The following is a 22183-nucleotide window of genomic DNA, read 5'->3' as shown; positions in this document are numbered from 1 at the left end:
TAGGGTCATAAAACCTGCACCGAACACCGGCCACAGGCTTTACTTGCCCGCACTGTGGCCGGTGTTTCATTATTTTCTTGCGATAGAGGAGCGTCATGGTCAACGACAATGAATACCTTGAGCACCACCTAGGATCATTGCTTACGACGGCGGGTACCGATCTTGGTGAACAAACCGCTGTCGCCCCTGAGGTAGTCAAACGCGCCCGACGTCGAATTGACGTCGACGAGTTGTTTACCGGAGTCAGGCAGTGCAATCGAACGTTAATGTCACGTGCCATTACGCTCTTGGAATCCACGGCACCAGCTCATCGAGTTCTGGCTCAGGAACTACTTGTCAAGCTACTTCCGTTTTCCGGAAATGCACTGCGGGTAGGAATCACCGGCGTTCCAGGTGTTGGCAAGTCGACGTTCATTGAAGCCCTGGGGATGAAGCTCATCGCGGATGGGCACAAGCTAGCGGTTTTGGCAATTGACCCCTCATCGACCAAAACTCGGGGCTCCATCTTGGGTGACAAGACGCGGATGGCGAAACTTGCACGGGAGGACAATGCGTTTATTCGCCCTTCGCCGTCTGCTGGAACGCTTGGTGGCGTCGCAAAGGCAACCAGAGAATCGATGGTTGTTTTTGAAGCCGCCGGTTTCGACGTCATTTTGGTTGAAACCGTGGGCGTTGGCCAGTCAGAAGTTGCGGTTTCGCAGATGGTCGATTGTTTTACCTTCTTGGCACTAGCAGGCGCCGGTGACCAACTCCAGGGAATTAAAAAAGGCGTGTTAGAGATGGCTGATCTTGTTGCCATCAATAAAGCAGACGGCTCCAATCTCAAGAACGCAAAACGTGCCGCCAGGGAACTGGCAGCTGCGATGCGCATGGTTCGCCCGGAGGATTCCTTATGGCATCCACCAACCATCACTATGTCGGCGGTCGAACATGAAGGTATTGAGGAGTTCTGGACGCATGTGACAGAACATCACACGGCGATGCTGGAGTCGGGAAAGTTTGAGCATAACCGCCGTGAACAGCAGGTTCAGTGGATGTGGTCCATGGTGCACGAAACGTTGTTGCAACGATTGAATACCGATCCGGATGTGGTGGAAACGAGAAAACTGGTGGAATCGCAGTTACGAGAAGCACAAATTACTCCAACACTTGCGGCAGAACGGATTTTGTCTGCGTTCGACAAAAATAACACCTGATGTGGCCAGTTGGTTTAGACAACTGGCCACGAAAACCTCGCTACATCAACACCACATTTATCGGCTTTTCCAGCCATTTTAAAAAATTAAATGATTGTCTCAATAAGGAACTTCCAAGTGGAAACTGTGTCTCGTATTGCCACATTCGTTGTGTTTGGCGCTGTGGTATTGGGTTCTATTGTGTGCGTCACTGATTCGTCCGCGGCTTGCCCCAATTGGCCCGGTTGCTACACGGATCAGTTTGCTCCCGAGTTCCAATTGCATCCAATGATCGAATTTGTGCACCGGGTGTTTTCCATGGCCACCGCTCCGGTGGTACTTCTCACCGCAATTCTCGTGCGATGCCATTCCCGTCCACTTGTCCGCTGGTTGCCGTGGGTCTCCCTAGTAGGAGCATTAGGTGCCGGGGTTTTCGGGATGCTCACTATCAAGCGAGGGTTATCCGCAGCAGAGGGGATGATTGATCTTTGGTGTGCACTGCTGGCATTGACGGCGATTTCGATAACAACCATGATTCTACGTTCTACCGACACTGCGGCTGAAACATCTGTCGTGGATCGAAAAGACCGATCAGTGTGGTACGCCAGCACTATTATCGGGCTTTTTGTATTGCACGGCACGGGCGTACTTGTAGCGGGTCCTGGCTCATTTACGCGGTGTTTGGGCTGGCCGCTTGGGTACAATTCGACTGCTGATGAGAGCTTCGGTGTTCAAATTTTCCGAATCATTGTGGCAGTCTCCTTGTTCGCAGTAATTTTTTTCGTGCTCGATTCACGTCCATTGAAAATAGCGTTAATAGTTGAGTGTGTGTTGGGTGCTATCCTCCTTGCCGGTGGATTGAATGATGTCGTTGGTTCGCTGTTCAGCGCTGTCGCCGCAGGCATAGTTTTGGTAACGGCGCTAGAATGGGGGCGTTCGTTAGCGGTTAAAGAAAGGTGTTGTTAAATGAGCGATTTTGGTCCTAACCCATATGTTCTTGATATCGAAAATAAGACGGTTGAGAACGCCAATTTCCGGGAGACCGTTTGGACTGGCAAGTATCTACAGATGACTGTCATGGACATTCCAGTCGGTGGTGAAATTGGTGCGGAAATTCATGACGATCACGATCAGTTTTTGCGTATTGAAGAGGGCAAAGCCCATGTGATGATCGGTGATTCCGAGCAGAATTTGGATATTGACCAGGTAGTTTCGAGCGATTGGGCAGTCTTTATTCCTGCTGGTAAATGGCATAACGTCCTGAACGTTGGCGATGAGTCCATCAAGCTCTATTCCATTTATGCGGCTCCGGATCATCTCCCAGGCACCATTCATGCCACGAAGGAAGACGCGGATAACGATCCGAACGAGCAGCATTAGTACCGCGGTAGGGCGAAAATTGGTATCACCAGGGATGCGGTTTGAAGTCTTTCAGGAAACAACCATATAGATCAAGACCGTTTTCGCCCTGAACGATAGGGTCGTACACTCGTGCGGCCCCGTCTACCAGGTCTAACGGCGCATGGAAACCGGTTTCTGCAAGTCGTTGTTTCATCGTGTGTGGTCGCTCATCGGTAATCCATCCGGTATCAACTGCGGTGATGAGGATTCCGTGCTCGAATAGCTCAGTTGCAGCCGTTCGGGTGAGCATATTAAGTGCCGCTTTAGCCATATTGGTATGCGGATGCCCAGGCCCTTTATATCCACGGTGAAAGACTCCTTCCATTGCAGATACGTTAACGATGTATTTGCGTCGTGCGGGTGATTTTTCCAAGGCTGGTCGTAACCGATCAATAAGGATGAACGGGGCAATCGAGTTGCAGAGCTGAACCTCCAGAAGTTCTCGGGGGTCTATTTCGCCGATCTTGGCGATCCACGAATTATGCGAGACTTCGTCGGGGATAAGGCCACCCGCATCAATGGCGGTGCCTTCTCGCACTCGCGCCAGCGCAGCGGAGCCACCGGTCATTGCCAAAGCGGCTAAACGGGCAGCGTGAATGTGGCTTGCTGCCCGTTCTGGGTCAGCAGGGGAGGGTTGCGCTTCCAATTCCGGATTTTCGGCAGAGGGGAGCAACGGCAGCGGGTTACCCGGAATAGATCGCGCAAATTCAGTCACTTCGACGTCTTTTTCAATCCCGGTTAGTGGGGCGCGCTCAGCATCCAATAATCCGGAATATGCGCTTGGTAGCCGACGAACCGTCTGCGCCGCATTGTTGATAAGAATATCGAGTGGGGCTTGGCCAACAGAGTCCGCTAGAGCGATAACTTGGGTGGGATCACGCAAGTCGATGCCCACCACATGGAGTCGGTGAATCCAGTCTGGCGAGTCTGCCACTGCGCAAAAACGTCGAATAGCATCTTTGGGAAACCGCGTGGTTATGGTGAGATCGGCGCCGTCACGCAGTAACTTCAAAGCAATATACATTCCAATTTTCGCGCGTCCGCCGGTAAGTAAGGCACGACGCCCAGTTAAGTCGACTCGAGCTTCGCGGTGCGTGCGGTTATTTGCGGCACAAGACGGGCACAATTGGTGATGGAACGAGTCAACGAGGTGGTATTGCCTTTTGCAGATATAACATCGGGCCGGTCGATGCAGTTTCCCCGCCCAGCCATGCGGCGTTGCTATGGCTAGTTTGTCTGAGGCAGGTTTGGGCAATAGGCCAGCGGTTTCGTCGTCGATTCGAGAGGGGTTTGCTGTCGCGGTTGCAGCAAGGATAGCGGAATCTTCGGCTTGGCGGGCTGCCTGAGCTGCTTTTCGACGATTCCGTTTAACCGTTTTGAACAGCTTGGAAACCGCATGTCGTAATGCCACACTTCGGGGATCATCTGGCTCCAATTCACCGGCTGATTCTATGACTTTCAACGCGATGGTAAGCTCTTCTTCAGTAAAGCCTGACACGATTCGTCCCTCGGATTATTGATGGGCAAAAACAAACACAATAAGCATAGCGGGTTTAACGCTATCCACATCGGTGCCGTCGCAAAGCTAGCTTTAGCCGGTTTCCTGTGGCGTATCAGTGCAGTTCATACAGATGTTCTCAGACGAGATCTGCGATACACCTTGAAACCCTAAAAAATACACAGAATTAGGTAAAAGTTATTGCCTTAGTGGCGCAGCACACATAATAATGCAGATTATGAATCAAGACACACGCGAAATTGAATATGAAGACGCGCCGCAGCTTCCCACCAAACGGACATTCTTTGGACATCCCTGGGGATTGGCGAACCTTTTCGGCGTGGAGATGTGGGAGCGGTTTAGCTTCTACGGCATGCAAGGCATTGTGTTGTTCTACATGTACTATGCCGTCACCGATGGTGGTTTGGGGATAGATAAGACAGTGGCAGCCTCCATTGTCGGCGCATACGGCGGCTCTGTATATGTAGCCTGCATTATCACTGCTTTCATAAGCGATAAAATCCTCGGCCCAGAGCGCACGCTGTTTTATGCAGCGATCATCGTGATGGTAGGTCACATTGCCTTGGCGTTTATCCCCGGTGTCGCGGGCCTCGCGGTGGGTTTCATACTTATTGCTATAGGCTCGGGCGGGGTTAAAACATGTTCCCAAGTGTTGCTTGGCATGCTGTACAGCAGGCGGGATCCTCGTCGGGATGGTGGTTTCAGCATTTACTACATGGGCATCAATATTGGTGCTATCGGTGGCCCGTTGATTACCACGTATCTATGGCACGCCTGGGGTTTTCATGCGGGCTTCGGTATCGCCGCCGTGGGAATGTTTTTCGGGTTAGCGCAATATGTTTACACCCGGAAAACCTCCTTCGGAACAATAGGTTCGGAGGTGCCCAACCCTCTGCCAGCCAACCAACGTATTGCAGTGGGGGTGGGTTTCCTAGCAGTGGTGGCGCTGTTTGTCCTGCTCGTGGCTACTGGAATAGTCAAAGTCGATTGGTTATCAAATATCGTTACCGGCGTGGCCTTTGTCGCTGCTGTCGTACTGTGGTGCCAAATGTACTTCTCGTCCCTGGTGTCGGCAAAAGAAAAATCACGGCTGCTGGGCTTCATCCCCTTGTTCATTTCCGGGGTGTTGTTTTTCGCGATCTTCGACCAGCAGTATACCGTGTTGGCAATTTATTCAGATTTTCGCCTAGACCGGATGGTATTTGGCGTTGAAGTCCCACCCTCTTTGATCCAGGCCATTAACCCGATTTTTATCGTCCTATTGGCAGGTGTCTTTAGCGCAATGTGGTCGAAACTAGGGGAGCGACAATGGTCAACTCCGGTAAAATTCGGCGTCGCTAACATCATCATTGGAATTTCGTTGTTCTTCTTTATTCCCTTCGCCGGTGGTGCGGCTAACTCCACTCCGCTGGTGGCAGTTGTGTGGATCTTGTTCATGTTCACCATCGCTGAACTGTTGCTCTCCCCGGTGGGCAACTCCGTTACAACAAAGGTCTCTCCAGTGGCGTTCCCCACTCGAATGATGGCGGTCTGGCAGATGGCGGTTGCGATGGGAGTGGCGCTGGCCGGTTCCCTAACCACCTACTACAACCCTGAAGATGCCGGGGTGGAACGGTCCTTCTTCCTTTACCTCGGGATTGTTTCGATTGTTCTTGGTGTGGCATTGCTGGCAGTATCACGCTGGGTTGTGCGGAAATTTGTTGATGTCCGATAAGGAGGAACCTCAAAAATGCTTGATTCGAAGCAATCACATATTGTTTCCGAGACGATTCGCAATGATCGGGATCGTATCTTTCAGCAACTGAAGGAATTAGTGGGTTTTCATTCTGTCTTTGGCCAACCCGAATTGGCAAACCAAATGGATATGGCGGCAGAATGGGTTATCGATTCCCTTAGAGAGGCGGGATTAGAAGTAACTCCCATTGTCACCGAGGATGGCTCCACAGTTGTCATCGGTACAAAGGAAGGCACACCGAGTGCCCCAACTGTATTGCTGTACTCCCACTACGATGTGGTACCTGTCGGGGATCCTGCGGCCTGGACCTCGCCGCCCTTGACTCTGACGGAAAGAAACGGTCGTTGGTACGGCAGGGGTACTGCGGACTGCAAGGGCAACCTGATTATGCATCTTGCGGCGCTACGAGCGGTCGCCGCCGCAGGCGGCACGGAAGTCGGGATCATAATGGTCGTGGAAGGTTCGGAGGAATCCGGCGGTGCGGGACTTTCCGCACTCATTCGCACGCGTCCAGAGCTTTTCGACGCCGACATGATCCTAATCGCCGATGCCGGAAACGCACACGTAGGCCAACCCTCACTCACCCTATCGTTGCGAGGTAATGCCCGACTGAAGGTAACCGTCTCCACCCTGGCCGCCCCAGTACATTCCGGCATGTACGGTGGTGCAGCTCCCGATGCAGTACTTGCACTGATGACCGTGCTAAGTTCCTTGCAGGATGGTACCGGACGGCTGCAAGTTGAAGGACTCTCCAATGCTCATTGGCCCGGCGCGCCTTACCCATCAGAGCAATTCGTTACTGATGCCCAGTTGCTTCCCGGTGCGCAGATCACTACCGATCCAGCATTGATCGCCGACGCAGTGTGGGCGAATTGTTCCTTTGCGGTAACAGGTGTCAGTGCTACCCCAGTGGAAAATGCTTTTAACGTGATCAACCCTACGGCTAAGGCTGTTTTGGACTTGCGGGTTCCGGCGGCTTTGGATCCGAATCGGGTGGCTACCATGGTGGCGGAGCATATTAAAGCTCATACTCCGTGGGGCGCCACTGTTGAGGTTGAGATTGATGATGTGAATCGGGGTTATGATACAGATCCGACTAAACCAGGTATGGTTTTGCTCACTGATTGTCTCTCTGCGGCGTATGGGGTGGACACGACTCATATTGGTATGGGGGCGACGATCCCCTTGTGTGTGGAGTTACAGGATGCCCACCCTCAAGCGGAGATAGCGATTTTCGGCATTGAGGAACCGTTGTGCACTATCCATTCGGTCGATGAGTCTGTGGATCCCGCTGAGATTGAAAACATTGCTATTGCGGAGGCTTTGTTCCTGTTAAGTTATGGGGCGTAGATGGTAGCGCGGTGGTGGGCGGTCACGATGTCGTTGATGAGCCTGGCGGCGACGCGGGCGGTGCGCCCATCAACGTCGTAGGTGGGGTTGAGTTCCACCACATCCACGAGGCGTAGTTTGCCGGTTTTGGCGAGCGCGACGCAGACGGTGTGGATGATGGGCAGCTCCACACCTAGTCCAGCAGGGGCGGACACTCCTGGGGCCACCGCTGCGGGTAGAACATCGAGATCGATGCTGAGGTGTATGTGTTCATGGTTTTCGGTGAGCGAGGTCGCTAGTTCCGCAGCGTCACTGGGGGTCATGTGGAGGAGTTCAGTGTCGGTGTGGAATCCCACGCCAAGGGTGCGAGCGGTATCAAAAAGGACTTTAGTGTTATTGGGTGTTGAGATACCGAGCACGTGGTAGGCGAATTTTTCGCCTGCTTCATTCGCTAGCTGCCGGAACGGGGTTCCAGATGTGGCTTCTGGTGCTTCCCTGAGGTCGAAGTGCGCGTCGAGGTTAATGATTTTAGGTGGTGTTGGCAAAGCCCGAATGGCGCCTCGCCCGCTACCAAAGGCGGTTTCGTGCCCGCCACCGAGTACTACGACGAGTTGATCCTTGTTGATCAGGTTGTGGACTATATCGCTGAGGTGGTCGTGGGCTGACTCAAGGTCTGTGCCGTCAACGGTGATGGTACCTGCATCGGTAAGCGGTAGGGTTTCGTGGATAGCGAGGGAACTAAGGGCGGTGCGGAGAGCCGCGGTTGCTTGCGCGGCCCCTGGGCGCCCCTGGTTGCGGCGGACTCCTTCATCGGATGCGAATCCGACTAGGGTGATACCAGGTCTATTGAGGTCACTTGCGATGGCCGAATGCCAGCGGGCGTGGTCGGGTCCGGCACCATCGACACGTCCGGACCAGTTTTCGCAGGCTTTAGTGAGATTTAGCGTCATGGTTTTAGGGTAGCGGGAAGAATTGGTTCTGTCTGGAGGTGGGTCTGATGAGCGCAGTGCGCCAGACTTTAGAGATTTTGCGTATGCTGTCGACGATAGAAGTGCCGGTGTCGGCTGCTCGGATCTGCCAGGAGTTGTCGATGCCGCGTTCTACTACATATCGGTTGTTGGGGGAGATGGTGGACATGGGCTTTGTGGTGCACTTAGTGGATGAGAAGAAGTACGGGTTAGGTCTTGCTGCCTACGAGATGGCCAGTGCCTACACCACTCAACAGCCACTGGTACGCCTTAGCCGTTCCCCTTTGCTTAAGGCTGCCAGCATGGTGGGAGGTAGTGGGCATTTATCCCGGTTATCGGGGCAGGAGATTGTCTACTTGGCTGAGGTGCGGGCGCCCGGAGCTCCTTCGCTGACCACTCAGGTGGGGGTGCGTTTGGTTGCGGTGGGTACTGCTTCGGGGCGAATAATGTTGGCTCACCTGCCTAAAGAGGAGAGGGTTGCGGCGCTGAGTCCAGCCCCAGAGACTGCGGAATTATTGGATGAGGCGCAGGCCGTAGGGTACGCCACTGAGTACGAGGAGGTTGCTTGCGGTCAGGAAAGTGTGGCTGTGGCGATTTCGGATCATTTAGGCAGGCCAGCAGCGGCTTTGGCGGTGACGTATCCGGTGGGAACCGCAAGTTCTGATACATTCACTGCGCTGGTGGCTCATCTAAAGGATTCGGCGGCGTCGATGAGTGCAAAATTATATGGGCGGCAAACTAGGTGACAGGGAACACATTCTCAGCTAGCATGTGACCAGTGCGTTTGGCTGTCGCGCATGCCCCTTGAAATCCTAAATCATGTTGAAGGAGCAATTTTGCCATGTCTACCGACCTAAGCCAGATCACCGTTGGTATCGGGCCCTTGAGTATCGAAGAAGTAGTGGCCGTGGCCCGGTATGGGGCCACCGTGGATATTGCACTGGATGCGTTAGCTGCAGTAGATAACACCCGCCAGCGTATCGAAGATCTTGCCAACAATCCCGTGCCCGTGTACGGGGTATCCACCGGTTTTGGAGCCCTAGCCCGCCGCTACGTCCCTGAGGAGTTGCGCCGTCAGCTGCAGCGTTCTCTGGTGCGCTCCCATGCGGCGGGTTCCGGCCCTGAGGTAGAAACCGAGGTCATCCGGGCGCTGATGTTGCTGCGCCTTTCCACCTTGTGTACAGGTCGCACCGGGGTACGGCCTGTCGTGGTTGAAACCTATGCACAGTTGTTGAATGCACACATTACCCCGGTGGTACGTGAGTACGGTTCCTTGGGCTGTTCAGGGGATCTGGCACCTTTGGCTCACTGCGCCTTAGCTTTAATGGGGGAGGGTATGGTGCGCTGTGCTGATGGGCAGCTTTATGATGCTGCGGATGCCTTAGCGACAGCTGGCATCGATCCATTAGTCCTCCAAGAGAAGGAGGGCTTGGCATTAATCAATGGCACCGATGGCATGCTGGGTATGCTGTGCCTGGCAATTTGGGATCTGCGAGATTTGGGCAAGGTGGCGGACATCGCCACCGCTATGACTGTAGAAGGACTTCTAGGCACCCTCACTGTGTTTGATGAGGATTTGCAAAAATTGCGCCCCCATCCAGGTCTGGCGGATTCAGCTCGAAATATCCGCACCGTGGCAGCACACTCCTCAATCCTGGAAAACGCACAAACAGATTTTAAACAAAACCAGGTTCAGGATGCTTACTCGGTGCGCTGTGCCCCGCAGGTAGCTGGTGGGTTTCGGGACACCCTTGACTATTGCTCGCAGGTAGCGGATCGGGAACTTGCCGCTGCGGTGGACAATCCGGTCGTGGCACTCGATGGACGAGTGACATCCAACGGGAATTTCCATGGCGCACCGGTGGCGTATGCGCTGGATTTCCTGGCGATCGTTGTTGCGGATCTTGCCTCCATATCTGAGCGGCGCACGGACCGGTTCCTGGATACTGCCCGTAACCGAGGGTTAAATGCATTTCTTGCAGATGATCCGGGTGTGGATTCGGGGCACATGATCGCCCAATACACCCAGGCGGGGATAGTGAGTGAACTCAAGCGCCTGGCGGCCCCTGCCTCGGTAGATTCTATTCCGTCCTCAGCGATGCAGGAAGATCATGTCTCCATGGGATGGTCGGCGGCACGAAAGTTGCGCAGAGCTATAGACGGGCTGGCGCGGGTGCTGGCAATTGAGATCCTTACCTCCGCCCGCGCCATCAATATGCGCGAAGGAACACCTGCTGCGGGTACTGGCGCTGCCCTGGCTGTCGTGCGTTCTCGCATTGCTCCGCCGGGTGTGGATCGGTATCTTTCGCCGGAGATTGAAGATGCCGTGGAACTCGTAGTCAGCGGTGCCATCACCAAGGCTGTGGAGGCAGCCGTCGGAAAGCTGCGCTAGCGCGAAGCCGGAAGTCTCATATTTGGGACAACTGGGAAGCATTTTTCCTTCCCAGCCGGGTTTTTGGGTGTTAGATTGTGGTGAAACCCAACACTTTGTCAGTGGCTACCTCCTGTGGCGCGAGGAAGGGGGACAGCTCCGGGGCATCAGCATCCGGCCCACGCACCTCCGCGCCACCGTGGGGTCATGTTCAAGAAGGAGACGTGATTGCCTATGTCTACACCCCGTGAGGTTCGTGCTCCCCGTGGTACCCAATTAACCGCGAAGTCTTGGCAGACGGAGGCCCCACTTCGGATGCTGATGAACAACCTCGACCCAGAGGTTGCTGAACGACCCGGGGACCTGGTGGTCTACGGGGGCACCGGACGAGCGGCGCGTAGCTGGGAATGCTTCGACGCCATCGTGGAAGAACTGACTAACCTCGGCAGCGACGAAACACTGTTGGTGCAGTCCGGAAAACCAGTTGGTGTCTTCCGTACCAGCGAGTGGGCGCCCCGCGTGCTCATCGCCAACTCCAACTTGGTGGGCGATTGGGCTAACTGGGAACACTTCCGCAAGCTGGAGGACGAAGGGCTAATGATGTACGGCCAAATGACCGCCGGGTCGTGGATCTACATCGCAACCCAAGGCATCCTCCAAGGCACCTTTGAAACCTTCGCTGCGGTGGCCCGCCAGCGCTTTGGCGGGACTCTGGCTGGCACCTTAACTTTGACTGGCGGATGTGGCGGTATGGGCGGTGCCCAACCACTATCCGTTACGCTCAACGGGGGAGTGTGTCTGATTGTGGATGTGGACGAAAGTCGCCTTCGGCGCCGCCAATCCAAACGCTATCTCGATGAGGTCACCGCAGATGTAGATCAAGCCATCGCCTTGGTGATGGCTGCGAAAGAGGAGCATCGACCTTTGTCCGTGGGGCTGGTGGGTAACGCCGCTGCTATTTTCCCGGAGATGCTGCGCCGCCACCGCGAGGGGAAACTCGTCGTGGACATTGTGACTGACCAGACGTCAGCCCACGACCCACTTAGCTACCTGCCTCTCGAACACACCGTGTCCGAGTGGCATCAAGCCGCCAAAGAGGACGCAATCACATTCACTAAGAAAGCCCGGGAATCCATGGCTGTACAAGTGCAGGCCATGGTGGAATTCCAAGATGAAGGAGCAGTGGTCTTTGACTATGGAAACTCCATCCGCGACGAGGCCCGCCAAGCTGGATACTCCCGCGCCTTCGAATTCCCCGGCTTCGTGCCTGCCTACATCCGGCCACTATTCTGTGAAGGATTAGGCCCCTTCCGTTGGGTAGCCCTGTCTGGAGATCCAGAAGACATCCGCGTGACGGATCAGGCCATCAAAGAATTATTCCCCGACAACGAGCACCTGCACCGCTGGCTGGACGCGGCCGAAGAGTTCGTTGAGTTCGAAGGGCTGCCCGCTCGCATCTGCTGGCTGGGCTACGGTGAGCGCCACCTAGCGGGTCTGAAATTCAATGAACTTGTCCGTGACGGAAAAGTGAAGGCCCCGATCGTGATTGGGCGCGATCACCTCGATTCTGGTTCAGTCGCATCCCCGTATCGGGAGACCGAATCCATGCTTGACGGCAGCGATGCGGTCGCAGACTGGCCGCTTCTCAACGCCATGACTGCTGTCTCCGGCGGAGCCACCTGGGTGTCCATTCACCACGGTGGTGGAGTGGGGATGGGCCGTTCCATCCACACCGGCCAAGTGACAGTGGCCGATGGAACCGATCTGGCGGAGGCGAAGCTCCGTACAGTGCTGACCAATGACCCCGGCATGGGTGTCATCCGCCACGTTGATGCTGGTTATGACCGCGCGAACGAGGTCGCCATCGAGCGTGGCGTGCGCGTACCTCTGCCCTTCAACTCCCGGGAGAATTAATACATGTCCACCTTGGTCACCGGCATCAGTGAGCTGCGAACCGTCACCGAACGTGGCACTGTCAAGGACGCAGCCCTCGTCATGGAAAACGGAATCATCACCTGGATAGGCGCGGCCGACGCTGCTCCCGCCGCCGACACCGCGCTGGATGTAGGTGGCCGAGCCGTGTTACCCGGCTGGGTGGATTCCCACACCCACATGGTGTTCGATGGCGACCGTGCCGCCGAATTTGAGGCACGCATAGCTGGCGAAAGCTATGCCGCCAGCGGGATCGCCGTGACCATGAAAGCTACCCGCACTGCCGGTGAAGACCGCCTGACCGGGTTGCTTAAGGATCGCATCGCCGAAGCCCATGCCGGTGGTACGACCACCATCGAAACTAAGACTGGTTATGGGCTCGACGTCCGTTCTGAGGTAATGGCCGCCCGCATCGCAGCCCAATATGTGGACGAGGTGACCTTTCTCGGTGCCCACCTTGTCCCACCGGGGCAAGACGCAGAAGCCTACCTGGATGAGGTAACTGGACCCATGCTCGAGGCGGTGGCACCCTCTGTGGGGTGGATCGATGTTTTCTGCGAGCGGGGGGCTTTCACTGAGGAACAATCGCGTCGCGTGTTAGCCGCCGGGCGGCAGAAAGGTCTTGGCCTGCGAGTTCATGGCAACCAGCTCGGCCCCGGCCCGGGGGTGCGCCTTGCTGTGGAAATGAACGCTGCCTCCGTCGATCACGTCAACTACGTCAGCGATGAAGACATTGCTGCCTTAGCAGCATCCGATACTGTGGCAACGGTTCTTCCCGCCTGTGATCTTTCCACTCGGGAGCCTTTGGCCCCAGCCCGCCGACTGCTTGATGCCGGAGTTTCAGTGGCTATCGCAAGTAACCTCAATCCCGGAACCAGCTACACCTCCTCAATGAACTTCTGCGTGGCCACGGCGGTTCTCCAGCAGCACCTGAGCTTGGATGAGGCCATCGCCGCCGCAACCATAGGCGGGGCTAAAGCTTTACGACGACACCCCGTTCAAGGTGGGTTGGACGCCAAAGGCCGACCCGCCAAAGGTGTCATTGCTGTTGGGGCGGCGGCGGATCTGCATGTACTCAGTAGCCACACTGCAATTAATCTGGCCTACCGGCCCGGTATGCCGCACACGTGGTGCACTATCCGCGCAGGGGAGATTGTTTACCAGGGATAAATGCGGCCCGAGCAATACCATCAGCTACATGGGATCGATCCCTGATGGCCTCAATGGGGAAGTACTGCCCCTGTAGTGTGAGTCTTTTGTGCTGTGTGTACCGTCCTAGATATTTGTGTTGGACACTGAAGTTCCCTCATGAGATGGCTAGAAGGAAACCAGGAGTTGGAACTGGCAATAAAACGGCTGTCGTTTTTGCACGGGATACGTAAAAGATGGCCTTTTGGTGCTCACGCCACCGACAGCATAGAAGATTCTCCGTAGCCTTCCAGGATGAAGTACAGACTCGGTGACGTTGGTTGTTGCGAATACTATGCCCGGTTACAAAGAAAAATTCCCCACCTGAATTCTCCTTCGCTAAAGCCGCTAATATTCTCGCCTTTAAACTTCACCTTCACCAGTAGATAGCGGTTTTGCTCCTATCGTTTTTTCAGAATATTTTTTCTTTTGCCCAATCTTCTCGGGCGGTTATCAAAGGTTCTTCCGGGGTTATACCAGCGTTTTATCACCAGACCGCTATCGTTTTTCTTCGGTTCTACAGGTTGGTTTATGAAGTCCTTCCAGATTGATATTCGAGTATGTAATCAAGCTCAACAGCTTAACCAGAGTTTCGATATGCGCTTGCGTAAAAAGCGCACAAAGGAGTTTTCTCGCATGTCAATGCTACTTATTGCACTAAACGCCGCAGGTATCGTCTTGTTGGTTTTTGCAATTTACTTGCCCCGCCATAAACAACACGATTTGGCGTTCGCCTTAATCGGCTTGAATGTAGGCGTCCATGTTGTTTGCACTGCGTTGCTCAATACGGATGCCGCATCAAGTCTTGGTTTCGGGCTTGGCCTCTTTGGTGTCCTTTCAATCATTCGACTCCGCAGCGCACAAATTTCCCAACGTGAAGTTGCGTATTATGTTGCGGCTCTAGCTATTGCCCTCATCACAGGTGGTGCAACAACCGAGGCGACAGCAGCCATTCTGGTAGCAGTTGTTCTTGGCGGTATCGCAATCGCAGAATACCTACCTCTGCTACAACCAGTTCACGTGGTGGAAGTTCGGTTTGACACTGCGATGCCTCGCGTTGATGACATCAAAGACGCTGCAAAAACCAAATTTGGTGTCGATCCAGTCGCAGTTTCTATCAGTAAAGTAGACGAGGTTGATGACCTGACGATAGCTCAACTTACCTATCGCGAAACACCAGCTATACGGTTGCCCAAAACCAATAGCTTTCGCGACGGCATTACGTCGAAAAGCACAGTAAACAGCCAACCGGTTGAAGTGGGGATCTGATGTCATCTTTAGTCCTACACGACCAGCTTGATTCGTTCGAGGCTGTCAGTTTGGCGGAAATTCTCGAAACTGCAGAACTACTCAACCGGGTTGACAGCAAATATTGCATCGCAATAGCGGATCTACCTTCTATTTTGGAACAGCTGGATCCACACACCCGGGTCTTGGAGATCAATTCACAACGCCGACACCGATACCATTCCGTGTACTACGACACGCCGGATCACGATAACTACCTAAATTCATTGCGACGTCGGCGGCGCGGTGTAAAGATTCGGCACCGGTGGTATGTCGACACGGATACTGCATTTTGTGAAATCAAAAAATCGGGGCCACGCCACAGCACCGAAAAGATCCGAATTTCTTGTGCAGTCGATGACGTTATTGCCGGTACGCTTTCTTACGAAAGCCAATGGTGGATAACGGAAAACACTGGGATACGGGGTTTGACCGCTCAATTGTGGAACAACTACAACCGAATCACGCTTTTGCTTCCCAATGGTCAGGGTCGTGCCACGATAGATCTCGATGTTACCTGGCATGACAGGCAGGAATCGGAACTGCAACTGATAGACCAAGCAATTATTGAAACAAAAACAACCGATGGTAGGTCGGAGATCAATCGGGTTTTACGCATGTGCGGCTACCGACCTGACGGGGTTTCGAAATTCGGTGCGGGAATATCCGCATTAGACCCACAGCTGCCACGAAATCGGTTCCATCGCAGTATCCGACAACATTTCCCGCACTTAACCAGTACCAACCGTAAAAACCAATGGAGTTCACCATGAATGCATTAAAACGAACATTCGCCGCAGCTTGTGCTGTTACGCTACTCAGCGCCTGTTCAGCCCCCGCAACGCCAGATCTGGTCTCTACCAATTCAACACAGCAATCCGCGAGCCAGATAGCTGGCGTGGCAGACACAGCAACTCTACGTTCAATAACGTCCGATTCTCGTTCGGAGAACAATCTGAGCGCACCAAGCAATAGTGACGAGCTGCGCGCAGGGTTAACAAATAAGGATCTACCTGCAAACAATGTCATCACAGAAGCCGGTATTTACCAACTATCGGGCGAGCTTAAATCGGGCTTGACCATTTCTGCTCCTGAAGATGCCGTCATTGTGCTGGAGCTCAACAACGCGAGCTTGTCATCGGAAGAGTCCGCAGGTTTAACTGTGACACAGGCGAAAACCGTTTTGCTGGACCTCACCGGTGAAAACTTCGTGACCGGTGCTTCAACGATGACGACTGACGATGACGTAAACGCCGCGATCCATTCAGCAGCAGATATCGCCATCGACGGTACCGGGACATTGAAGGTCACATCGGAAAAGGCAGACGGTATCAACACCTCTGGCGGGTTTACTTTCTTTGATGGAAATCTTGAAATTCAAGCTGGCGACGACGGAATCCGGGCTAAGGATTTTGCTCAAATCACCGGCGGTACCGTCGCCATAACTTCGGGTGGCGATGGAATTAAGTCGGACAATGAGGAAAATGAGGCACGGGGAGTCGTCGATATTAGCGGTGGCGATATATCCATCACTAGTGTGGCGGATGCTATCGACGCGGCCACAGACATCATTCTCAGTGGCGGTACCTTAGAATTAAAGACCACCGGGACGGATTCGAGCCCGCACGCGTTGAAAGCAGGAACTGTCGTTGTTATCGATGGGGCACAGGTAACAGCAGAATCAGCAGCTGACGGTATCAACTCCGATGGAAACATCTACATGGTTGATGGAAACATTACGGTCACGACGTTAGACGATGGGCTTAATGCGGTGCGCGATCTTAAGATTTTGGGCGGAACCGTTACTGTGACAGATTCCGTCGAAGCAATTGAAGCTCTCACAGTTACGATTAGTGGCGGTGACATCACGCTTCATTCCAGTGATGATGGCATAAATGCCTCCATTGATGATTCGATCGCTTCAGAAAATCCACGTCCTGCAATCTCTATTTCCGATGGAAACCTCACGGTCTTTGCCGACGCTGACGGTATTGACTCGAATGGTGAGTTTACAATCACCGGTGGAAACACTACTGTCATCGGACCGCAAACCCACGACAACGGTGCATTTGATGTTGATGGAGCCTTTTCGGTCACCGGTGGAACTTTGATCGGGATTGGAAACGGCGGAATGCCTCGGACCCCAGATGATGGACAAGGATGGATTCAACAGTCGATTTCCGTCGCGAAAGATGGAACAGTCATCGTCCGCGATTCCGAACAAGCACCAATCGTCAACTTCACCGCAGAAACCGATGCGACCTCACTGTTTGTTTCAGCGCCAACAATTGAGACTGGCAAAACCTACGAGATCGAGGCTGATGGCGAAACATACTCAACAACCGCAGGTGAGGCAACCGGTATCGGGATGGGACCACAGGGCAGCGGTCAGCCGCCCATGGGGCAACCGATGATGGAACCGCCAACAGGAAATATTCCTCCCGGCGTTATGAATGATCAGCGTCAGGCCGCACAACCATCATGAGAAATGTAGGGGGCTACCAAAGTTAGGGGGATTACCTTGACCCCTTTGCCCCCCACAACATAAATGGTGCCTGATTGAAACACTTATTAAAAAAGACCCAACCAATATGGTGTGGGTCCTTCATTACTGTCTCAACACAGTGTGCCCGAGGGGGGACTTGAACCCCCACGTCCGTTAGTAGGACACTAGCACCTCAAGCTAGCGCGTCTGCCATTCCGCCACCCGGGCTTTGGGTTTTGTTTTCAGCTGTTTTAGCTGGGCACTCGCTACACTTTAGGTCACCTAGCCATATATCGCAAATCCCCAGTATAATCGGATTTTTGCAGGTAGCGGTTCACCATTGTAATTGCTATTGTGTTAAGAATTATGGCCTCAAAAACTCCGTTTACACTGCGTCGTCTGCCTACTTGGTCATGGTTTGCCCCAGCGAATCCGCCAAGCACTATGTCCGTAACCCAGCCAGCCCGCGTTGAAAAATGGACGTCTGGAAAGCGCGTGGCTCTAAGCTTGCTGTTCGCATACCCGAGGGTAACGTTTTTACAAGTTCTAATTCTATGTATTAGTTCTGGTGTTAGTGCTTTTAGTGCGGTAGTTATTGGCAAGATTGTCGACTCCGCATTTGAAACTGGCGCGGCGGCGCAAATCGCATTTCCGTTGGCCATACTTATTGTGATTATGTTTTCGCAGATCCTCGGCGAGACTACCTCTGACGGCCTGGTAGATATAGGGATCGGCCGAGTGATACATGAAGTTAGGCTATTTCTTACTGAACGATTGTTGCTCTCCCCGGGATTAAATCAAAGTCCGGGAATGATTCTCAGCACCGTTGACACAGACGTCTCAACCTGCGCGGAAGTCCGTCAAATTTTGTCATTTCCGGTAGTTATGGTCGCATATGTTATTGGCGCTGCGGTGGCATTAGCACCATTATCACTAGTAATCGGGTTGCTATTACCTATCGGCGCTTTGCTGGTTGCCGTGGTAGCAGCATTTACCGCAAAACCGGTAACTCGTGTCTCGGCTGCGCGTCGACAAGCAGAAGCTGCCTTAACCGGGCTGGCAACTGATGTCGCTCAAGGTGCGCGGGTGGTGAAAGGACTTGGAGCAGTTGAAACGACCCGTAACCGGTTCAATGCTTCTAGCGAAACCGTGTTAGCAAAAATGATTACGGATGTGCGGGTATCAGTTTCACTGGAATTTGTGCGCCAATTTGTTCCCGCGATTTTGGGATTAATCACCATCGGATACGCGGCGATGCTCGCATATAACGACGCAATCGCCCCCGGCGAATTTTTGTCGATAGCGCTGCTTGGTCCTCCCGCGTTGCAGCATTTAGGGTATTCACTGAGCATGATGACGAGTACGTGGGCTCGCGCGGTGGCGGCAGGGGATAGGATAAGTAAGTTGCTAGCCGATTTGGACTCCAGTGCTCAGGAAAAACAGTCTGAAGCTGATCGAGAAAAAGCAGAAGAACTGGTGCGTAAGTTGGAGAAAAATCCTGGCCTGCATGTGTGGGCGTTAAGTTCAGAGAACTACGCAAATTATCACTTGCTGGCTACAGCTGATGGGGTTTTAGCTGCACCCCACGTAGTCAGTATTTTTGAGGGAACACTGGCGGACAACGTCAACCCACTGGGGGATCTACCACATGATGAAGTCTTGGCGGCACTGGATGCCGCAGCATGCGGCGATATTATTTCCAGGTTGGGCGGTATCGATGCTGACGGTAATTTGCCAACTACTCCGTTGGGCGAGGCTGGCTTGAATTTATCGGGTGGACAGCGTCAACGGGTGGCACTGGCGCGAGCTTTGGCGCGCAATCCACGTATATTGCTTTTCGACGAACCCGCTACCGGCCTGGATGCAGTCACTCTCGATACTGTGGTTCGGGCCATCAAAGAAAAACGTTCCGATCAAATTACAGTCGTCATGAGTGGCCGCAAGACATGGCGACAAGCAGCTAGGGAAGGAAATCGCAGATGAAAACGTCTACGGCGGATGCAATTTCCCCAGCAAGCCCTAGGGAGACCCTGCGCTATTTCGCAACGCTTCCTCATGCAATGAGTCGTAAATGGTGGCTTGGGATCCTGATTCTCGTCAGTATTTACTTGGTGTTTTATGTTCTGGAATCTACGATTCTCGGCTATTTTGTTGATGCGCTTTCTGGAACACCGTTGCCGGTGGTGGGTGAAGGAAAACCTGCAATTATTGCGTTAATTGGAATCGTTGCTACATGCACGATCTTAAACTCCGTGGTTAAAGCCTTGATCAATTACGTCATTGGCTTGAAATTGAGATTTGTTAGCATCGATCTTAAACGCGCCTGCTTGAGCTCGACCCTGCAATCACCGATCCCGGAAATTATGAGGTTGGGCACCGGTAATGTCATATCACGGATGACTAAGGACATTGACCAGCCCATTAACACCTTCAGCCACATTGGCATGCGGGTTTTGGTTTCAGCTTTCATTTTCCCATTCACGGCAATTTCCGTCATATTCATTGATCTCCGTTATAGTTTGGTCTTGCTCGCAGTATTTCTGTTGATCTTTCCCATCGCGCGCCGTTGGATTATGGCATTACCAGCTGTCACGAACGTAATGTCAGCTAGCGAAGCCCGCCGGAATTCGCTGGTGCTTGATACCCTTCGCGGATTGGAAACCATACGTGCTTTTTCGATTAGCAGGTGGGCACTCACAAGGATGAATAAGACAAGTTGGCAAGCGCTACAGGCAGGCGGTGATCGATTACCACACATCATTCGGTTACTTTTCCTAGCTCAATCTGCATTTGGGTTGTGGCTACTAGGAACTTTGGGGCTAGGAATATGGTTGGTTTCATCAGGTGAAATTTCGGCAGGTGCCGCTTCAGCAGCAGTTTTTCTCGTAGTTCGGGCCGAGGTCCAAGTCTTTAACGCCATGTTTTTCGCTGGCGACATTCAAGAAGGATTAACCCGTCTTGGCCGTGCGGTAGCGCTGGCAAAAATGACAGAGACAAAGCAAACTGTTGTCGCCCCTGATTTAACCAAAACAGTCGATGTAGTAATTAAGAATTTAAGCTATAGCTATCCTGATACTACATCACCAGCGATTCCCGACTTGTCTTTAACCTTAAAAGCGGGAACGACAACAGCACTCGTTGGGGCTTCAGGGGCAGGTAAATCTACCCTGGCTTCGCTGGTCACAGGCTTACTGCATCCAACTAGCGGAAGCATAACGGTTGGTGATGTGGATCTTCAAACGGTTTCTGATGTGTGGACGGCGCGCAACGTAACCTTGATTAGCCAGGAAGTTCACGTGTTCTCAGGAACACTGCGGGATGATCTTCTCATGGCGAATCCTCAAGCAACAGACGATGAGCTTCATGCCGCACTAGAAATGGTGGGGCTTGCTAAAGACTCTGTGAGCTTCAATAGGTCTTTTCCGCTCGGGCTAGATACCGAAGTTGGTGCGGGTGCAGAACCGCTGAATCCGGAGGTGCAACAACAAATTGCATTGGCACGGGTAGCGTTACGCCAACCGCACGTGCTGATTCTTGACGAACCTACGTCTGAAGCAGGTAGCGAGTACGCGGAATTAATTGAAGCTGCGGCACAGAAAGTCACCGAATCACGGACAGCCTTGGTTGTGGCGCACCGGCTTGACCAAGCCGTAGTCGCCGACCGGATTATTTTGATGGACCAGGGTGTCATTGTTGAGGACGGCACACACGATGAATTGCTTGCCCAGGAGGGGAGATATGCGCAACTTTTCGCGCGTTGGAGTGGCCATAGTCACAAGAACTAAGGTAAGAATGAATTCATGACGACTTACGCTAATGATCCTCGATTTCCCGGGCCGGATCCCTATGCGGCCTTGAAAAACTTGCCAACGTTTCCCTTGCATTCCGACGATTTTGAAAGCGGCGATAAACTCGACGAAAAGCACGCCGCGCCCTCCAATATTTCGCCACATCTTGCGTGGTCTGCACTTCCTGAAGGAACAAAATCCATCGCAATCACGTGTTTCGACCCGGATGCACCAACAGCCTCTGGCTTTTGGCACTGGGCAGCCTTTAATATTCCGGTATCGGTTACCGAATTACCAACTGGTGCAGGCAAAGCCGATGAGAAGCTCCTGGGACTCGATGAGGTTGTGACTCTGGGCTGTGATGCGCAGTTGAAGGGCTATTACGGTCCGCAGCCACCAGCGGGGCACGGTCCGCACCGCTACCTGTTTGCGGTGCACGCAGTGGACGTCGAAAAGCTCGATATTCCAGAAACCGCTACGGCGACGGTTCTCGGGTTCAATCTGTATTTCCACTCACTTGCTCGCTCAATCATTTGGGGCTGGTACCAGAATGACTAAAGACGCCGCCGTCACAATTCCCGTACCCATTCGTGTCGGTGGTGCGTTCATGGCAGTCGCTATTGTGCTTGCTATTTTCACTGCGGTGGAGGTAATAACCAACGGTTGGATGACACCATTTGAGGTAACTCCTCGGTTTTTAGCAATCGTTATTGCCGGTGCGGTTCTTGGGGCGTTTGCGACCATCAACCGGAATCAAAAGGCAAGCATTGTTCAGGTGGTTGCGCTCACGACAGCTCTGATTCTGGTGGTTGGCAGCCGGTTCTTGCCGCACATGGTGCTTATGGTATGGGATCAGTTTTGGCTTCCTGCCTACGCACTCTTGGCTTTTGCTTGTTCCCTTGCTATCCGTCGGGCAGTAACTCCAAAATAAGGCGTCTGGGCTCACAACCTATACTTCACCGCAACAAGAAAGCCTGCCCAAACACTCAACGAAATGCTGAGTTT

The 22183-nt window shown here is 53.3% G+C and carries 18 protein-coding genes and 1 tRNA gene; 16 read left to right on the top strand and 3 right to left on the bottom strand.

The window, feature by feature from the left end; translation table 11 throughout:
* Positions 1-95 precede the first annotated feature (95 nt).
* The 3 genes from meaB to CMUST_RS08035 all read left to right on the top strand — a co-directional run bounded on the left by meaB (position 96) and on the right by CMUST_RS08035 (position 2555).
* On the top strand, positions 96-1196 hold the full coding sequence (gene meaB / locus CMUST_RS08045) for a methylmalonyl Co-A mutase-associated GTPase MeaB (protein ID WP_047262084.1): 1101 nt from the start codon (positions 96-98) through the stop codon (positions 1194-1196).
* Positions 1197-1313: 117 nt separating this feature from the next.
* The gene (locus tag CMUST_RS15980) at positions 1314-2141 is read left to right on the top strand and encodes a COX15/CtaA family protein (RefSeq protein WP_052844594.1); all 828 of its coding nucleotides are present in this window, start codon (positions 1314-1316) and stop codon (positions 2139-2141) included.
* Positions 2142-2555, top strand: a complete 414-nt coding sequence (locus tag CMUST_RS08035) for a cupin domain-containing protein (protein ID WP_047262083.1) — start codon at positions 2142-2144, stop codon at positions 2553-2555.
* 25 nt (positions 2556-2580) lie between these two features.
* Here CMUST_RS08035 and CMUST_RS08030 read toward each other — a convergent pair whose 3' ends face one another.
* Positions 2581-4074, bottom strand: coding sequence for an SDR family NAD(P)-dependent oxidoreductase (locus CMUST_RS08030; protein WP_047262082.1), 1494 nt, complete (start codon positions 4072-4074; stop codon positions 2581-2583).
* Positions 4075-4312: 238 nt separating this feature from the next.
* Here CMUST_RS08030 and CMUST_RS08025 point away from each other — a divergent pair, with 238 nt between their 5' ends.
* Entirely contained in the window at positions 4313-5809 is a 1497-nt protein-coding gene (locus tag CMUST_RS08025) for a peptide MFS transporter (protein WP_047263486.1), read from the top strand.
* 15 nt (positions 5810-5824) lie between these two features.
* Complete coding sequence (locus CMUST_RS08020) at positions 5825-7180, top strand: M20/M25/M40 family metallo-hydrolase (RefSeq protein WP_047262081.1); 1356 nt, start codon at positions 5825-5827, stop codon at positions 7178-7180.
* On the opposite strand, the gene hutG is transcribed toward CMUST_RS08020, so the two are convergent.
* On the bottom strand, positions 7168-8109 hold the full coding sequence (hutG, locus tag CMUST_RS08015; protein ID WP_047262080.1) for a formimidoylglutamase: 942 nt from the start codon (positions 8107-8109) through the stop codon (positions 7168-7170). The two genes, CMUST_RS08020 and hutG, sit on opposite strands and share 13 nt — an antisense overlap.
* A 47-nt stretch (positions 8110-8156) precedes the next feature.
* On the opposite strand from hutG, the gene CMUST_RS08010 reads away from it, so the two are divergent.
* The 7 genes from CMUST_RS08010 (at position 8157) to CMUST_RS07980 (ending at position 17390) form a co-directional block, all read left to right on the top strand.
* Entirely contained in the window at positions 8157-8873 is a 717-nt protein-coding gene (locus CMUST_RS08010) for an IclR family transcriptional regulator (protein WP_047262079.1), read from the top strand.
* Between the two features lie 95 nt (positions 8874-8968).
* On the top strand, positions 8969-10519 hold the full coding sequence (gene hutH / locus CMUST_RS08005) for a histidine ammonia-lyase (RefSeq protein ID WP_047262078.1): 1551 nt from the start codon (positions 8969-8971) through the stop codon (positions 10517-10519).
* 213 nt (positions 10520-10732) lie between these two features.
* On the top strand, positions 10733-12412 hold the full coding sequence (gene hutU, locus CMUST_RS08000; protein WP_047262077.1) for a urocanate hydratase: 1680 nt from the start codon (positions 10733-10735) through the stop codon (positions 12410-12412).
* A 3-nt stretch (positions 12413-12415) separates the two neighbouring features.
* Positions 12416-13600: an imidazolonepropionase gene (hutI, locus tag CMUST_RS07995; protein WP_047262076.1), complete on the top strand. Its 1185-nt coding sequence runs from the start codon at positions 12416-12418 to the stop codon at positions 13598-13600.
* Positions 13601-14254: 654 nt separating this feature from the next.
* A complete protein-coding gene (locus tag CMUST_RS07990) occupies positions 14255-14887 on the top strand; it encodes a DUF4956 domain-containing protein (RefSeq protein ID WP_052844593.1) in 633 nt (210 codons plus the stop codon).
* A complete protein-coding gene (locus CMUST_RS07985; RefSeq protein WP_047262075.1) occupies positions 14887-15678 on the top strand; it encodes a polyphosphate polymerase domain-containing protein in 792 nt (263 codons plus the stop codon). The genes CMUST_RS07990 and CMUST_RS07985 overlap by 1 nt, the downstream gene beginning before the upstream one ends.
* Positions 15675-17390, top strand: coding sequence for a carbohydrate-binding domain-containing protein (locus CMUST_RS07980; RefSeq protein ID WP_047262074.1), 1716 nt, complete (start codon positions 15675-15677; stop codon positions 17388-17390). The genes CMUST_RS07985 and CMUST_RS07980 overlap by 4 nt, the downstream gene beginning before the upstream one ends.
* 142 nt (positions 17391-17532) lie before the next feature.
* Here the strand turns inward: CMUST_RS07980 and CMUST_RS07975 are convergent.
* Positions 17533-17618, bottom strand: a tRNA-Leu gene (locus CMUST_RS07975).
* A 138-nt stretch (positions 17619-17756) separates the two neighbouring features.
* Between CMUST_RS07975 and CMUST_RS17155 the strand changes: the two genes are divergently transcribed.
* The 4 genes from CMUST_RS17155 to CMUST_RS07955 are packed head-to-tail and all read left to right on the top strand — an operon-like array spanning position 17757 to position 22109.
* Positions 17757-19373 carry an ABC transporter transmembrane domain-containing protein gene (locus CMUST_RS17155; RefSeq protein WP_144414155.1) on the top strand — a complete coding sequence of 539 codons (1617 nt, stop codon included), beginning with the start codon at positions 17757-17759 and terminating at the stop codon, positions 19371-19373.
* Complete coding sequence (locus CMUST_RS07965; RefSeq protein WP_047262073.1) at positions 19370-21175, top strand: ABC transporter ATP-binding protein; 1806 nt, start codon at positions 19370-19372, stop codon at positions 21173-21175. The genes CMUST_RS17155 and CMUST_RS07965 overlap by 4 nt, the downstream gene beginning before the upstream one ends.
* Positions 21176-21190: 15 nt before the next feature.
* Positions 21191-21736, top strand: a complete 546-nt coding sequence (locus CMUST_RS07960) for a YbhB/YbcL family Raf kinase inhibitor-like protein (protein WP_047262072.1) — start codon at positions 21191-21193, stop codon at positions 21734-21736.
* Positions 21729-22109 carry a hypothetical protein gene (locus CMUST_RS07955; protein ID WP_047262071.1) on the top strand — a complete coding sequence of 127 codons (381 nt, stop codon included), beginning with the start codon at positions 21729-21731 and terminating at the stop codon, positions 22107-22109. Before CMUST_RS07960 ends, CMUST_RS07955 begins: the two co-directional genes overlap by 8 nt.
* The last annotated feature ends 74 nt before the right edge of the window (positions 22110-22183 follow it).

Source organism: Corynebacterium mustelae (assembly GCF_001020985.1).
Classification (GTDB): domain Bacteria; phylum Actinomycetota; class Actinomycetes; order Mycobacteriales; family Mycobacteriaceae; genus Corynebacterium; species Corynebacterium mustelae.
This window is presented reverse-complemented; position numbering and strand designations above follow the sequence as displayed.

Bases quoted from the DNA above. Each gene is read 5' to 3' on its own strand.
- CMUST_RS08020 (WP_047262081.1), top strand. From the start codon at position 5,825: ATGCTTGATTCGAAGCAATCACATATTGTTTCCGAGACGATTCGCAAT.
- CMUST_RS08035 (WP_047262083.1), top strand. From the start codon at position 2,142: ATGAGCGATTTTGGTCCTAACCCATATGTTCTTGATATCGAAAATAAG.
- CMUST_RS07955 (WP_047262071.1), top strand. From the start codon at position 21,729: ATGACTAAAGACGCCGCCGTCACAATTCCCGTACCCATTCGTGTCGGT.
- hutH (WP_047262078.1), top strand. From the start codon at position 8,969: ATGTCTACCGACCTAAGCCAGATCACCGTTGGTATCGGGCCCTTGAGT.
- hutI (WP_047262076.1), top strand. From the start codon at position 12,416: ATGTCCACCTTGGTCACCGGCATCAGTGAGCTGCGAACCGTCACCGAA.
- meaB (WP_047262084.1), top strand. From the start codon at position 96: ATGGTCAACGACAATGAATACCTTGAGCACCACCTAGGATCATTGCTT.
- CMUST_RS07990 (WP_052844593.1), top strand. From the start codon at position 14,255: ATGTCAATGCTACTTATTGCACTAAACGCCGCAGGTATCGTCTTGTTG.
- CMUST_RS07965 (WP_047262073.1), top strand. From the start codon at position 19,370: ATGAAAACGTCTACGGCGGATGCAATTTCCCCAGCAAGCCCTAGGGAG.
- CMUST_RS07985 (WP_047262075.1), top strand. From the start codon at position 14,887: ATGTCATCTTTAGTCCTACACGACCAGCTTGATTCGTTCGAGGCTGTC.
- hutU (WP_047262077.1), top strand. From the start codon at position 10,733: ATGTCTACACCCCGTGAGGTTCGTGCTCCCCGTGGTACCCAATTAACC.
- CMUST_RS07980 (WP_047262074.1), top strand. From the start codon at position 15,675: ATGAATGCATTAAAACGAACATTCGCCGCAGCTTGTGCTGTTACGCTA.
- CMUST_RS17155 (WP_144414155.1), top strand. From the start codon at position 17,757: ATGGCCTCAAAAACTCCGTTTACACTGCGTCGTCTGCCTACTTGGTCA.
- CMUST_RS08025 (WP_047263486.1), top strand. From the start codon at position 4,313: ATGAATCAAGACACACGCGAAATTGAATATGAAGACGCGCCGCAGCTT.
- hutG (WP_047262080.1), bottom strand. From the start codon at position 8,109: ATGACGCTAAATCTCACTAAAGCCTGCGAAAACTGGTCCGGACGTGTC.
- CMUST_RS07960 (WP_047262072.1), top strand. From the start codon at position 21,191: ATGACGACTTACGCTAATGATCCTCGATTTCCCGGGCCGGATCCCTAT.
- CMUST_RS08010 (WP_047262079.1), top strand. From the start codon at position 8,157: ATGAGCGCAGTGCGCCAGACTTTAGAGATTTTGCGTATGCTGTCGACG.